Raw genomic sequence first — 13,580 nt, forward strand, 5'->3', positions numbered from 1 at the left:
GTCGTCGAACACGTCGGTCGCGCCCAGGGCGGCGTGGTTGTGGGTTCCGTCAGCCATCAGCCATTGCCTCCGGCCTTTTCGTCGCCCGGCAGGACCGGCGCGGGATATTCGGCGCCTTCCCACGGCGACAGGAAGTCGAACGTGCGGAACTCCTGCGTCAGCTTGACGGGTTCATAGACCACGCGGCGCTGCTCCTCATCGTAGCGGACCTCGACATAGCCCGTCATCGGGAAGTCCTTGCGAAGGGGGTGCCCTTCGAAACCATAGTCGGTCAGCAGACGCCGCATGTCCGGGTGGCCCGAGAACAGCACGCCATACATGTCGAACGTCTCGCGCTCGAACCAGTTTGCGGACGGATAGACCTCGACCACGGTCGGAACCGGCTGCACCTCGTCCGTCGCCACCTTGACGCGCACGCGCGCGTTCCGGGTCAGCGACAGCAGATGATAGACAACCTCGAACCGCTCTTCGCGGTCCGGATAGTCGGCGCCGCAGACATCCAGCAGCTGCTGGAAGCCGAACTGATCGCGCAGCGCCGTCATCACCTCGACGATCCGCTCGCGCGGCGCCACCAGCGTCAGTTCGCCGAACGCGACCTGCGCCTCGACGCCCAGAGCGCCCACCATCTCGGCGCCCAGAGGGGTCAGAGCGGCCTCATGCTGGGCCTGAACAACCAAGGAGCTCATCGGTCGATGGTCCCCGTGCGACGAATCTTCTTCTGCAACTGCAACAGGCCGTAAAGCAGGGCTTCGGCCGTCGGCGGGCAGCCCGGCACATAGACGTCCACCGGCACGACGCGGTCGCAGCCGCGCACGACGCTGTAGCTGTAGTGATAATAGCCGCCGCCGTTGGCGCAGCTGCCCATCGACACGACATAGCGCGGATCGGGCATCTGGTCGTAAACCTTGCGGATGGCGGGGGCCATCTTGTTGGTCAGGGTGCCGGCGACGATCATCAGGTCCGAGTGACGCGGGCTGCCGCGCGGCGCCATGCCGAAACGCTCGACGTCGAAACGCGGCATCGACATCTGAATCATCTCGACGGCGCAGCAGGCCAGGCCGAAGGTCATCCACATCAGCGAGCCGGTGCGCGCCCAGTTGATGACGTCGTCGGCGGCGGCGACCAGATAGCCGCGCTCGCCCAGCTCCATGTTCACGGCTTCAAAGAATTTGTCGTGGATCTTGGGGTCATACCCCTCGACCGTCGAACGCGCGGCGGAGCCGGCGGCGACCAGAGGCGCGCCCGAGGGGGTGACCAGCGACGGCGTCCCCGTTCCCGAAGGCACGGACGTGGCGACTACTCCCATTCCAGGGCTCCCTTCTTCCACTCGTAGATGAAGCCGATGGTGAGAATCCCCAGGAAGACCATCATGGACCAGAAGGCGAAGACCATTCCGGCGTGCGACAGGTCGAAGATCGACACGGCCCACGGGAACAGGAAGGCGACTTCCAGGTCGAAGATGATGAACAGGATCGACACCAGATAGAATCGCACGTCGAACTTCATGCGGGCGTCGTCGAATGCGTTGAACCCGCACTCATAGGCCGACAGCTTCTCACTATCGGGGCTCTTGGGCGCCAGCAGCATGGGCAGGGCGATGAAGAGGATGCCGATCACCGCGGCGATGCCGCCGAAGATCAACACAGGCAGATATTCGAGCAGAAATGCGTTCATGCGAAAGAACCTCGGCCGCCGGGGAGAAGCGGATTCGGCGCTTCTTAGACCCATCGTCGCCGGGGTTCAAACCCCTGCGGCCACAGGCTTTTCATTGAGAATGGATCGCAAGTTTCCGCGCCATATGTCGCAGGCCCGGCGCTTGCGCGTCTTGCGCCGCCAAAGCCCTATTGCGGCCTCTATCGCGTAACCGAAAGTCATCAGAATGAGCGTCGCCAGCCGCGCCCTGAACGCCGTGGAACGGATCGGCAATCGCCTGCCAGACCCGGTCTTCCTGTTCCTGTGGCTGATCGGCGGGCTGATCGTGCTGAGCATGGTCGGGGCGGGCCTGGGCTGGTCGGCGGTCAACCCGGTCACCGGCGACCGTCTGGCGGCGCAAAGCCTGCTGTCGGGCGAGAACCTGGAGCGGCTGATCATCGGCATGCCGCGCACCCTGGCCGATTTCCCGCCGCTGGGGATCGTCATCACCATCATATACGGCGCCTCGGTCGCCGAGCGGACCGGCCTGTTCGCCACCGCCATCCGCGGCGCCCTGCTGAATGCGCCGCGCGCGATGTTGACGCCCGTCGTGGCGATCACCGGCATGGTGTCCCACCATGCGTCGGACGCCTCCTATGTGGTGGTCATCCCACTGGCGGCGGTGATCTTCGCCGCAGCGGGGCGGCATCCGCTGGCGGGACTGGCCGCCGGTTTCGCCGCCGTTTCGGGCGGATACGCCGGCAATCTGTTTCCCGGCGCCAGCGACGCCCTGATCCTGGGGATCACCGAGCCCGCCGCGCGACTGATCGACCCGTCCTATTCGGTCAACATCGCCGGCAACTGGTTCTTCATCGTCGGCGTCGTCTTCGTCTTCACCCCCATCATCTGGGTCCTGACCGACCGGGTCATCGAGCCGCGTCTGGGTGTCTGGAAGCCCGCCGGAGGCGTCGCGGCGCCCGCCGCCAACGAGAAACAGCCCCTGACCCCGGCCGAAAGACGCGGCCTGGCCTTCGCCGGTCTGGCGGTGCTGGGCATGATCGCGCTGTGGGCGCTGATCACCGTGCTGCCCGGCTCGCCCTTCGTGGACCCCGACGCCGATCCGGAGCAGCGGTTCAATCCGCTGTACCGTTCGCTGGTCGCCTTTTTCGCCGTCACCTTCTTCGTGGCGGGCGGCGCCTATGGGACAGGGTCGGGCGCGATCCAGTCGCACCGCGACCTGGTGGGGATGATGCGCGACGGCATCGCTCAGTTGGCGCCCTATATCGTGCTGGCCTTCTTCGCCGCCCATTTCGTGGCCATGTTCAACTGGTCGGGACTGGGGCCGATCCTGGCGGTCCATGCGGCGGCCGGATTGAAGAGCATCGCCCTGCCCGCCCCGCTGCTGCTGATCTGCGTGGTCTTCGTCTCCTGCTTCTTCGACCTGTTCATCGGATCGGCCTCGGCGAAATGGTCGGCCCTGGCGCCGATCGTGGTGCCCATGTTCATGCTCTTGGGCATTTCGCCCGAGATGACGACCGCCGCCTATCGCATGGGCGATTCGGTGACCAACATCGCCACGCCCCTGATGAGCTATTTTCCCCTGATCCTGACCTTCGCCCAGCGCTGGGACCCGCGATTCGGCCTGGGGTCGTTGATGGCGAACATGCTGCCCTATGCCGGGGCCTTCCTGATCGCGGGGCTGTGCATGGTCGCGGCCTGGGTCGCGTTCGACCTGCCGTTGGGACCGGGCGTCGGCGTCCACTACGAGCCGCCCGCGCCCGCGGTCGCCGCTCAGGAGCCTGCGGCGGGCGGCCTGGCCGGCCCGCACAGCCCGCCCCAGGCGGCGGTCGTGGCGCCGTCCACAGCCCCGTCGCGCTGAGCGGCGTGTTTCTCCGAAAAGGTCGCTTGACGCGCTGGGTCGGGCCGCCTAAACGACGCCCCTCGCCGGGGCGCACAGCCGCTTCGGCCGGGAAACGCGGGTGTAGCTCAGTTGGTTAGAGTGCCGGCCTGTCACGCCGGAGGTCGCGGGTTCGAGCCCCGTCACTCGCGCCACTCTCTCTAGAGATAGAAAGAGTGGCGCACACCGCCTTCCCATCATAGCTTTCGAAACAGCTCAAAAGTTTCGACCTGATACGCGGGTGTAGCTCAGTTGGTTAGAGTGCCGGCCTGTCACGCCGGAGGTCGCGGGTTCGAGCCCCGTCACTCGCGCCACTTCTTTTCCAGACATCGTTATAAAGAAGTGGCGCGCTCCCGCCTGGGCGGGCGGATCACGCCAAGCCTGGGCCATCCCGTCATCCCGGGGCGTCCGCACGACGAACCCGGAACCCAGGCTGCGGGCATCCGGCGTTAGATGCGTTCAGCAGCGCTGACCGTAGCCCTGCGTCCGGCTTCTTCGCTGCGTTCAGCCCCGGAATGACGACACGAGAGGCTTTATCGCCTAGTGCAGATGCAGTTCCGCGTCAGGCGTCATGAAGGCCGCCTCGCCGGTCAGCTGGCCATAGACGGCGCACAGGTCCTCGAACACGCGGTTCCAGGCGAACTGGCTGACCGCCTTCTCGCGGGCGGCGCGGCCGATGGCCTCGATGTCGCGCGCGAACAGGGCTTCGACCGCCTCGGCGTAGTCCGCCGCATCGGCCCGCACGGCCAGCTGCCCCACCGTATCGTCCACGGTCTCGGCCACGCCGCCGGCGTTGACGCCCACGACCGGCCGTCCACAGGCCATGGCCTCAAGCACGATCAGGCCGAACGGCTCCTTGTCGTTGGCGTGAACAAAGGCGTCGCAGCTGGCGATGATCTTGGCCACGGCGCGGGGATCGGTCTCATAAGGCAGGGAGATGACCCGGTCCTCGTCCGGCATGCCCGATCCTGCGCCGACCAGCACCAGATGATAGGGCGCGCCCAGCTTCTGGACCGCCTCGATCAGCACATCGACGTTCTTTTCCTTTGCGGGTCGGCCGGCGAAGCACAGCAGCCGCGCGTCCTCATCCAGGCCCAGCCGGTCCAGCAGCCATTGCCGGTCGCGGCGCTCGGGCCGGAAGGTATCGATCTCGACGCCCAGGGGACGCACCACGATATTGTCGACGCCCGCTTCTTCCAGCCGCCGGGCGATGAAACGGCTGGGCGACACCACGCGGTCGAACTGGGAGAACAGCCGCGCCCAGCGCTTCTCGACCGGCTTCTTGGCCCATTCGCCGAAGTGCAGCGCCGCCAGGCCCGCCGGGTCGGAATGGCAGAAGCCGACGACGGGGCATCCGACGCGCTGGCCGGCCTCCAGGGCGCCCTGCCCCGGCGTATAGGGATCGCCGGCCTCGATGATCGACGGCTTCATGGCCGCCACCCAGGCGCTCCAGCGCTTGACCGACGTCGGCCAGCGATATCCGTCGCCGAACGGCAGCTTGGTGGCGCGCAGCCGCACCACCCCGTCCGCGCCCGCCTTGTGCCGAGCGCCCGGCACGATCAGCGAATGGCTGACCCCCGGGCGATTGGCCTCGATCCACGCCTTCTTGGACAGGAGGTAGCGTTTCACGCCGCCCGAACGCGGCGCATACAGCATGGTGGTGTCCACCAGACGGGGACGCTCGTCCATCGCCGCCGCCTTCAGGGCGCGCAGCGTGTCGGCGACCTCTACATCCAGCCCCGGAATCAACCGGAGTTCGCTTTCCTGGACATCGAGGTCGGTCATGCTCATGGGCGTTCTCGTGCGGCTTGGGCTGTCGAACGCCGAAGGGGTTCGTTGGATGCGTCCTGGGGACGCGGCGCCGAGCCTTTCGTGGCCCCTAAACCCGGCCGTGGCAAAGCTCAATAGCGGCCTTGTCAAATCGCTCCGTATTCGCCGCAAAGCTTGAGTTTCACAGAACGCCAGTCTCGTCATAGACAGGGCCGCCGACGGTTGTGGCCTTGTATTCGCCTCAAATTCGATAAACTTGAGGAAGGCTGGCGCAGACCCTGCTAAGGGGTCGCCTGTACCGTTGTGCGTGACCACCAGGGGTTTCTACCGAATGCGTATTCTGCTCGCGACCGCCGTGGCGATCGCCCCCTTGATGGCCGCCACCGGATCACAGGCCGAGATCGTGATCTCGAACGCCCGCACCACGCCGATCCAGACGTCCAATGCGACCGGAACCGGCCCTGACAACATTCGCCTGGCCAGCGGCGGCAGCGTCGCGGTGGCCTCGGGTGCGGCGGTGACGCTGGACTCGAACCACTCCGTCGATCTGGACAGCGGCAGCTCCATCATCATGGACAAGTCGGCCGACGGGTCGACCGGCCTCCTTGTCAACGGCGGCAATACCGGATCGGTGACCGTCGGCGGCGCCATCACAGTCAACGACACCCAGGAAACGGCCGATGTGAAGGACACCGACGGCGACGGCGACCTGGACGGTCCCTTCGCAACCGGAACCGGCCGCTATGGCGTGCGCGTGGTCGGTCCGTCGCCCTTCACCGGCAATGTCCTGGTCGAAGGTACTGGGGCGATCACGGTCGAGGGCAACAACTCCTACGGCCTGGCGGTCGAGACGGGCCTGAACGGCAAGTTGCAGAGCCTGGGCACGATCCGCGTGACGGGCGACAACACGGCCGGCATCCGCACGACGGGGCCGATCTCCGGCAATGTCGAGCTGTCCGGCTCGATCGCGGCCCTGGGCGCGAACGCGACCGGCGTGTCGATCGAGGGCGATGTGGGCGGGGCGGTGAAGATCCATTCGTCGGTCGTCGCCACCGGCTATCGCTACACCACCCCGCCGGCCGCGCGTCCGGCGACCGGCACCTTCGACAACGCCACCACCCTGTTCCTGGATGAACTGGACGCCGACGACCTGCTTCAGGGCGGACCGGCGGTTCGCATCGGCGCGAACGTCGCGGGCGGCGTCCTGCTGGACAAGGCGCTGGCCTATTCCGCCGCCGGCATCGACGGCGACGACAACGGCAATGGCGTCAAGAACGGCGACGAGGACGACGACGGCGACGGCATCAAGAACCGCGACGACCCCGACCGCAACGGCAACGGCATCCCCGACGTCAGCGAAACGACCGCCTCCATCACCTCGCTGGGCGGCGCGCCGGCCCTGCTGGTGGGTTCGACCACCCAGGCGGTGACCCTGGGCGCGGTCGGCACGGGCGATGCGGCGTACGGCCTGATCAATCGCGGCTCCATCACGGGGTCCGGCCTGTATTCGGGCGTCGAATCGCGCGCCGTCCAGCTCGGCGTCTCGGGCGGCCAGGCCGTCAACGTCGTCGGCGGCGTGCGCAATGAAGGCGGCGTGTCCTCCACGGCCTTGGACGCCAACGCCACCGGCCTGTGGATCGGCTCCGGCGTGACCGCGCCCGCCATCGTCAACACCGGCGCCATCCAGGCCGTGGCCTCGGGCAAGCTGACCCAGAACGCGACCGGCATTCTGATCGGCGCCGGCGCCAACGTCGGCTCCCTGACCAATACCGGCAACCTGGTCGCCTCCTTCGGCGGAAATCAGGGCTCCGCCGTGGTCATCCACGATCAGTCGGGCACCCTGACCCAGCTGACCAACGCCGGCTCCATCATCGGCTCCCTGACGCCCAACGCCGCGGACACGAACCCGGTGACCGGAACCGTCACCGCCATTGACCTGTCGGCCAACACCTCGGGCGTCACCCTGCGCCAGTACGGCATCCTCGCCCCCGCCGGCAGCACGGCTGTCGACACCGACAAGGACGGCGTGCCGGACGCCAACGAGCCGGCCATCGTCGGCGCGATCAAGCTGGGTTCGGGCGCCGACACGCTGAACATCGAGAACGGCATCGTCAACGGCGACATCGACTTCGGCGCCGGAGCGGACAAGCTGAACATCAGCGGCGGCGCCATCGTGACCGGCGCCATCAAGAACGGCGACAACCTGCTGGACATCAATATCGGCAAGGGCACGCTGAACGCGACCCAGACCGGCGCCGTCAACATTTCCAGCCTGAACGTGGGCGCCGAAGGCGCGCTGCTGGTCAATCTCGATCCCGCCAACGACCGCGCCGGCGGCTTCAACGTCAGCGGCAACGCGACCCTGGCGACCGGCTCGAAGCTGGGCGTGCGCTTCTCGTCCCTGCTGGACGGGCCCGAGCGGTTCAACATCATCACCGCCGGTTCGCTGAATGTCGGCCAGATCAACCAGAGCCAGCTGACCGACAACTCGCCCTACCTCTATGTGGTCGAGGCCGGGGTCGATCAGGCGGCCAACACCGTCTATGTCGACGCCCGTCGCCGCTCGGCGGCCGAGGCGAACCTGATCCCGGTCGAGGCGTCGGCCTATGACGCCGTCTATGCGGCGCTGGGGTCCAACGAGGCCGTGCGCAACCTGTTCCTGTCGCAGACGACGCGCGACGGCTTCATCGGCGCCTATGAGCAGATGCTGCCCGACCACTCGGGCGGCCCCCTGATGTCGCTGTCGGCCGGCGTCGATGCCGTGACCCGCGCCCTGACCGGCCGCAACGCCGTCGCCGCCCCGGGCGAGACCAGCGCCTGGGTGCAGGAGATCAACTTCTACGCCGACAAGGACAAGACCGATTCCTACGGCTTCCGTTCGGAAGGCTTCGGCGTCGCGGGCGGCGTGGAAAAAGGCACGGGGCTGGGCGCGCTCGGCATTTCGGCGGCCTTCACCTCGTCGGACATCAAGGATCCCGAGGCCGAGGCCGAAGAGGTCCTGTCCGCCAACCTGCTGGAGCTGGGCCTCTATTGGCGCGCCCAGGGCCAATACTGGACGACATGGGCGCGCGCGGCCGGCGGCTACGCCAGCTTCAGCGCCGACCGCTCCCTGGTGGCCAGCGGCGTCTATCTGAACAACAAGTCCGACTGGCACGGCTGGACCGCCGCCGTCGCGGGCGGCGCCTCCTACGAGCGCAACTTCGGCCGCCTGAATGTCCGCCCGGAAATCTACGGCGAGTATTTCAGCCTGTCCGAAGGTTCGCGCAGCGAGACGGGCGGCGGCAACGGCTTCGACCTGAATATCGATTCGCGCGACAGCCACATCTTCTCCGCCGTGGCGGCGATGAACGTCGGATACGGCTTTGGCCGCAACGGCTGGATCCGCCCGGAACTGCGCGTCGGCTATCGCCAGAACATCTCGGTGGACGCCGGCAAGACCATCGCCCGCTTCGCCAGCGGCGGCCCGGACTTCACCCTGTCGCCAGACGCGATCGAGGGCGGCGGGCCGATCCTGGGCTTCCGCCTGAACTTCGGCAACGAACTGGGCATGCTGTCGCTGACCGGCGACGCCGAGCTGCTGGAGGACTACGTCCGCTACTCGCTGCTGCTGCGGGCCAGCTTCCGCTTCTGATCGGACACCGCATCCAGAGACACGAAAGGCCGCCGGATCGCTCCGGCGGCCTTTTGGTATGGTAGGCGGCGACGGGTTCGAACCGCCGACCCTCTCGGTGTAAACGAGATGCTCTGACCAGCTGAGCTAGCCGCCCTCAGATCGGAGACGGGCTTATGCCCTTCCCGCCTCAACCGTTCAAGGCGCTTTTCAAGCCTTCGCCGGGACGAAAGCGTGCGGTGCGCGAGGCGGGGCGCGCCACGGCGGCGCCGGTCTGCGGATTGCGGGCCACGCCAGCCTTGCGATCCACGGCGACGAAGCTGCCGAAGCCGATCAGCTTGACGTCCCGCCCTTGCGTCAAGGCCTCGGCGACGCCGTCGGTAAAGGCCTCCAGAGCCGATTTCGCCTGGTCGCGGCTGATGTCCGCCGCTGCGGCCATGCGGCCGATCAGTTCTGCCTTGGTCATCGTCGCCTCCGAGCCGAATCACTAAACGGCAGATCGGCGGTTGCGTCAAAAGCGAAAACGCCGCCGGAGGGTGTCTCCGGCGGCGTCAGGCTTCAACCCGGCGTCAGTGGCTGACGGTGGCGGCCGGCCCGTCCAGCGGCGGCACGGGCGTCGGCAGCGGTTCGGCCGCCTCGTCCCACTCCACCGGCGTCAGGGTGCCGACCAGGGCCCATTTCAGCGCCTCGTCCGCCGTGGAGATCGGCACGATCTCCAGCGCCGACTTCACATTGTCGGGCACATCGGCCAGGTCTTTCTCGTTCTCCTGCGGGATCAGCACGGTCTTGACGCCCGAGCGCAGGGCCGCGAGCAGCTTTTCCTTCAGGCCGCCGATGGCGGTGACGCGGCCGCGCAGGGTGATCTCGCCGGTCATGGCGATGTCCTTCCTGATCGGGATGCCGGTCAGGACCGAGACCATGGCCACCGTCATGGCGACGCCGGCGGACGGGCCGTCCTTGGGCGTGGCGCCGTCCGGCACGTGGACGTGGATGTCGGTCTTCTCGAACACCGGCGGCTTGACGCCGAAGGCCAGGGCGCGCGAGCGGACGTAGGAGGCCGCCGCCGAGATCGACTCCTTCATGACCTCCTTCAGATTGCCGGTCACGGTCATGCGGCCGCGACCGGGCATCTTGATCGCCTCGATGGTCAGGATGTCGCCGCCGAACTCGGTCCAGGCCAGGCCGGTGACGATGCCGACCTGATCCTCCTCGTCCGTCTCGCCATAGCGGAACTTCTTGACGCCCGCATAGTCGGCCAGCTTGGCCTCGTCGACCGTGATCGATTTGACGCCGGTCTTGGCCATTTCGCGAACCGCCTTGCGCGCCAGTCCGCCCAGGGCGCGCTCCAGCGAACGCACCCCGGCCTCGCGGGTGTAGTAGCGGATCAGGTCGCGGATCGTCTCGTCCGGCACGATCAGTTCGCCGTCCTTCAGCCCGTGATCCGCCAGTTGCTTGGGCAGGACGTGGCGCTTGGCGATCTCGACCTTCTCGTCCTCGGTGTAGCCCGACACGCGGATGATCTCCATCCGGTCCATCAGCGGCTGCGGCATGTTCAGGCTGTTCGCGGTCGTCACGAACATGACCTGCGACAGGTCGTAATCCACCTCCAGATAGTGGTCGCCGAAGGTCGAGTTCTGGGCCGGGTCCAGCACCTCCAGCAGGGCCGAGGACGGATCGCCGCGCCAGTCGGAGCCCAGCTTGTCGATCTCGTCCAGCAGGACGAAGGCGTTGGTGGTCTTGGCCTTCTTCATCGACTGGATGATCTTGCCGGGCATGGAGCCGATATAGGTCCGGCGGTGGCCGCGGATCTCGCTCTCGTCGCGCACGCCGCCCAGCGACATGCGGACATATTCACGCCCCGTCGCCTTGGCGATGGACTTGGCCAGCGAGGTCTTGCCGACGCCGGGAGGGCCGACCAGGCACAGGATCGGACCCTTCAGACTGCCGGTGCGGGCCTGAACGGCCAGATATTCGATGATCCGTTCCTTGACCTTCTCCAGACCGAAGTGATCCTCTTCCAGGATGTCCTCGGCCTTCTGCAGGTCGATCGGCTTTTGCTTGGCCTTGCCCCACGGCACAGACAGCAGCCAGTCGAGGTAATTGCGGACCACGGTCGATTCCGCCGACATCGGGCTCATGTTGCGCAGCTTCTTGACCTCGGCCTCGGCCTTGGTGCGGGCCTCCTTGGACAGGCGCGTCTTACGGATGCGCTTCTCCAGGTCCATGATCTCGTCGCGCGCATCGTCGGTCTCGCCCAGCTCGCGCTGGATCGCCTTCATCTGCTCGTTCAGATAATATTCGCGCTGGGTCTTCTCCATCTGCCGCTTGACGCGCGAGCGGATCTTCTTCTCGACCTGAAGGACCGAGATTTCGCCCTCCATCAGGCCATAGACCTTCTCCAGCCGCTTGGGCACGTCGAAGGTTTCCAGCAGGCCCTGTTTGTCGGCGATCTTGACCGACAGATGGGCGGCGACCGAGTCCGCCAGCTTGGAGGCGTCGGTGATCTGGGGGATGGAGCTGAGGGCCTCGGGCGGCACCTTTTTGTTCAGCTTCACATAGTTTTCGAACTGCTCGACCACGGCGCGCAGCATGGCCTCGGCCTGAGAGGTTTCGCCCGGCTCGTCCTCGATCTCGACGGCCTCGGCCTCGAAATAGTCCTCGCGGTCAGTGAAGCGGGTCAGGCGCGCGCGTCCCTTGCCCTCCACCAGCACCTTCACCGTGCCGTCGGGCAGTTTCAGCAGTTGAAGCACGCTCGCCAGCACGCCGATGGGATAGATGGCGTCCGGCGACGGATCGTCGTCGACGCTGTTCTTCTGGGTGGCCAGAAGAATCTGCTTCTCGCCCTTCATGATCTCGTCGAGGGCCTTCACCGACTTCTCGCGGCCGACGAACAGCGGCACGACCATGTGCGGAAAGACGACGATGTCGCGCAGCGGCAGGACGGGCAGGATCTTGGATTCAGTCATGATGCACATACTCCCGGGCCATTGCGTATCTCCGGCCCGCCGTCACGGTCGTCCGGACAACAGGCCCGGCCAGCGCGTGACGACCCGTCGATTCCGACGGCGTTCGGATGAGTATGTGGTTCGAAAGACCCGCGGTTCAAGCGTGGCGGGCGAATGGCCCACATCTGCTTGATGCAACGCGCCTTCCAACGCATCGCAGGCGCCAGTGGAAGGACCCGGTTCCCTTCACCGCGTCGCGGCCCCGCTCCACAAATAAGGAAGAAACCCGGTGGCGCCGGAACCGCATGAAAAAAGGCCGGGGAAGTCGCCCTCCCCGGCCTTTGTCTTCGTGCAGCGAACGCTCGATCAGGCGGCGCCGTCCGCCTTTTTCTTTGAGGCTTCCGAATAGATCAGCAGGGGCTGGGCCTTGCCGTCGATGACTTCGGCGTTGACCACCACCTCTTCGACGCCTTCGAAGGTCGGCAGTTCGAACATGGTTTCCAGCAGGATGCCTTCCAGGATCGAACGCAGACCGCGCGCGCCGGTCTTGCGGGTGATGGCCTTCTTGGCGACGGCGGTCAGGGCGTCGTCGGTGAAGGTCAGGTCGACATTCTCCATTTCGAACAGACGCTTGTACTGTTTGACCAGGGCGTTCTTCGGCTCGGTCAGGATGGTGACCAGGGCCGCTTCGTCCAGGTCCTCCAGCGTCGCCAGGACCGGCAGACGGCCGATGAATTCGGGGATCAGGCCGAAACGCATCAGGTCGTCCGGCTCGACCCCCTTCAGGATGTCGCCGGTGCGGCGCTCGTCGATCTCCTTGACCTGGGCGCCGAAGCCGATGGAGGCCCCCGCGCCGCGCGCCGAAATCACCTTCTCCAGGCCGGCGAAGGCGCCGCCGACGATGAACAGGATGTTGGCGGTGTCGACCTGCAGGAACTCCTGCTGCGGATGCTTGCGCCCGCCCTGCGGCGGCACGGAGGCGACGGTGCCTTCCATGATCTTCAGCAGGGCCTGCTGCACGCCCTCGCCCGAGACGTCGCGGGTGATCGAGGGATTGTCGGACTTGCGCGAAATCTTGTCGATCTCGTCGATATAGACGATGCCGCGCTGGGCCCGCTCGACGTTGTAGTCGGACGCCTGAAGCAGCTTCAGGATGATGTTCTCGACATCCTCGCCCACATAACCGGCTTCGGTCAGGGTGGTGGCGTCGGCCATGGTGAAGGGCACGTCGATGATGCGCGCCAGCGTCTGGGCCAGCAGCGTCTTGCCCGAGCCGGTCGGCCCGATCAGCATGATGTTCGACTTGGCCAGTTCGACGTCGTTGTTCTTCGTCGCGTGGTTCAGGCGCTTGTAGTGATTGTGCACCGCGACCGACAGCACCTTCTTGGCGTGGGCCTGGCCGATGACATAGTCATCCAGAACGTCGCGAATCTCCTTCGGCGTCGGAACGCCGTCGGTCGTCTTCTTGAAGCCGATCTTGTGCTCTTCGCGGATGATATCCATGCACAGTTCGACGCATTCATCACAGATGAACACGGTCGGGCCTGCGATGAGTTTACGCACCTCATGCTGGCTCTTTCCGCAGAACGAGCAGTACAGGGTGCTTTTGGCGTCTGAGCCGGCTGCTTTGGTCATAGACCCTTATCTCACTCCCGCGGCGCGGACCGAAATGGCCCGAAACGCGCTTCCCTCACATTGATTCCAGCACTCTGGCTGCGAAGGTCTT

Annotated in this window: 9 protein-coding genes and 3 tRNA genes; 4 read left to right on the plus strand and 8 right to left on the minus strand. The window is 66.2% G+C overall.

Features of this window, described 5'->3' with window-relative positions:
• Positions 1-56: 56 nt before the first annotated feature.
• The 3 genes from P0Y50_13010 to P0Y50_13020 are packed head-to-tail and all read right to left on the minus strand — an operon-like array spanning position 57 to position 1,674.
• Complete coding sequence (locus tag P0Y50_13010) at positions 57-686, minus strand: NADH-quinone oxidoreductase subunit C (protein WEK39449.1); 630 nt, start codon at positions 684-686, stop codon at positions 57-59.
• Complete coding sequence (locus tag P0Y50_13015) at positions 683-1,306, minus strand: NADH-quinone oxidoreductase subunit B (protein WEK39450.1); 624 nt, start codon at positions 1,304-1,306, stop codon at positions 683-685. Before P0Y50_13015 ends, P0Y50_13010 begins: the two co-directional genes overlap by 4 nt.
• Positions 1,297-1,674: an NADH-quinone oxidoreductase subunit A gene (locus P0Y50_13020; GenBank protein WEK39451.1), complete on the minus strand. Its 378-nt coding sequence runs from the start codon at positions 1,672-1,674 to the stop codon at positions 1,297-1,299. The genes P0Y50_13015 and P0Y50_13020 overlap by 10 nt, the downstream gene beginning before the upstream one ends.
• Before the next feature lie 205 nt (positions 1,675-1,879).
• On the opposite strand from P0Y50_13020, the gene P0Y50_13025 reads away from it, so the two are divergent.
• From P0Y50_13025 to P0Y50_13035, 3 genes are all read left to right on the plus strand, one after another.
• A complete protein-coding gene (locus P0Y50_13025) occupies positions 1,880-3,511 on the plus strand; it encodes an AbgT family transporter (GenBank protein WEK39452.1) in 1,632 nt (543 codons plus the stop codon).
• Positions 3,512-3,607: 96 nt separating this feature from the next.
• A tRNA-Asp gene (locus P0Y50_13030) sits at positions 3,608-3,684 on the plus strand.
• An 82-nt stretch (positions 3,685-3,766) separates the two neighbouring features.
• Positions 3,767-3,843: transfer RNA gene (locus tag P0Y50_13035), tRNA-Asp, on the plus strand.
• Between the two features lie 226 nt (positions 3,844-4,069).
• Here P0Y50_13035 and P0Y50_13040 read toward each other — a convergent pair.
• Positions 4,070-5,320 (minus strand): glycosyltransferase, encoded by a 1,251-nt coding sequence (locus P0Y50_13040; protein WEK39453.1) that lies wholly within the window; start codon positions 5,318-5,320, stop codon positions 4,070-4,072.
• A gap of 310 nt (positions 5,321-5,630) precedes the next feature.
• Between P0Y50_13040 and P0Y50_13045 the strand changes: the two genes are divergently transcribed.
• Complete coding sequence (locus P0Y50_13045; protein ID WEK39454.1) at positions 5,631-8,930, plus strand: autotransporter outer membrane beta-barrel domain-containing protein; 3,300 nt, start codon at positions 5,631-5,633, stop codon at positions 8,928-8,930.
• A 59-nt stretch (positions 8,931-8,989) separates the two neighbouring features.
• Here the strand turns inward: P0Y50_13045 and P0Y50_13050 are convergent.
• The 4 genes from P0Y50_13050 to clpX all read right to left on the minus strand — a co-directional run bounded on the left by P0Y50_13050 (position 8,990) and on the right by clpX (position 13,489).
• A tRNA-Val gene (locus tag P0Y50_13050) sits at positions 8,990-9,066 on the minus strand.
• Between the two features lie 33 nt (positions 9,067-9,099).
• Positions 9,100-9,375, minus strand: a complete 276-nt coding sequence (locus P0Y50_13055) for an HU family DNA-binding protein (GenBank protein ID WEK39455.1) — start codon at positions 9,373-9,375, stop codon at positions 9,100-9,102.
• Between the two features lie 103 nt (positions 9,376-9,478).
• Entirely contained in the window at positions 9,479-11,875 is a 2,397-nt protein-coding gene (lon, locus tag P0Y50_13060) for an endopeptidase La (GenBank protein ID WEK39456.1), read from the minus strand.
• Between the two features lie 345 nt (positions 11,876-12,220).
• Entirely contained in the window at positions 12,221-13,489 is a 1,269-nt protein-coding gene (gene clpX, locus P0Y50_13065; protein ID WEK39457.1) for an ATP-dependent Clp protease ATP-binding subunit ClpX, read from the minus strand.
• Positions 13,490-13,580: the final 91 nt, after the last annotated feature.

The sequence above is a fragment of the Candidatus Brevundimonas colombiensis genome (assembly GCA_029202665.1).
Taxonomy (GTDB): Bacteria; Pseudomonadota; Alphaproteobacteria; order Caulobacterales; family Caulobacteraceae; genus Brevundimonas; species Brevundimonas colombiensis.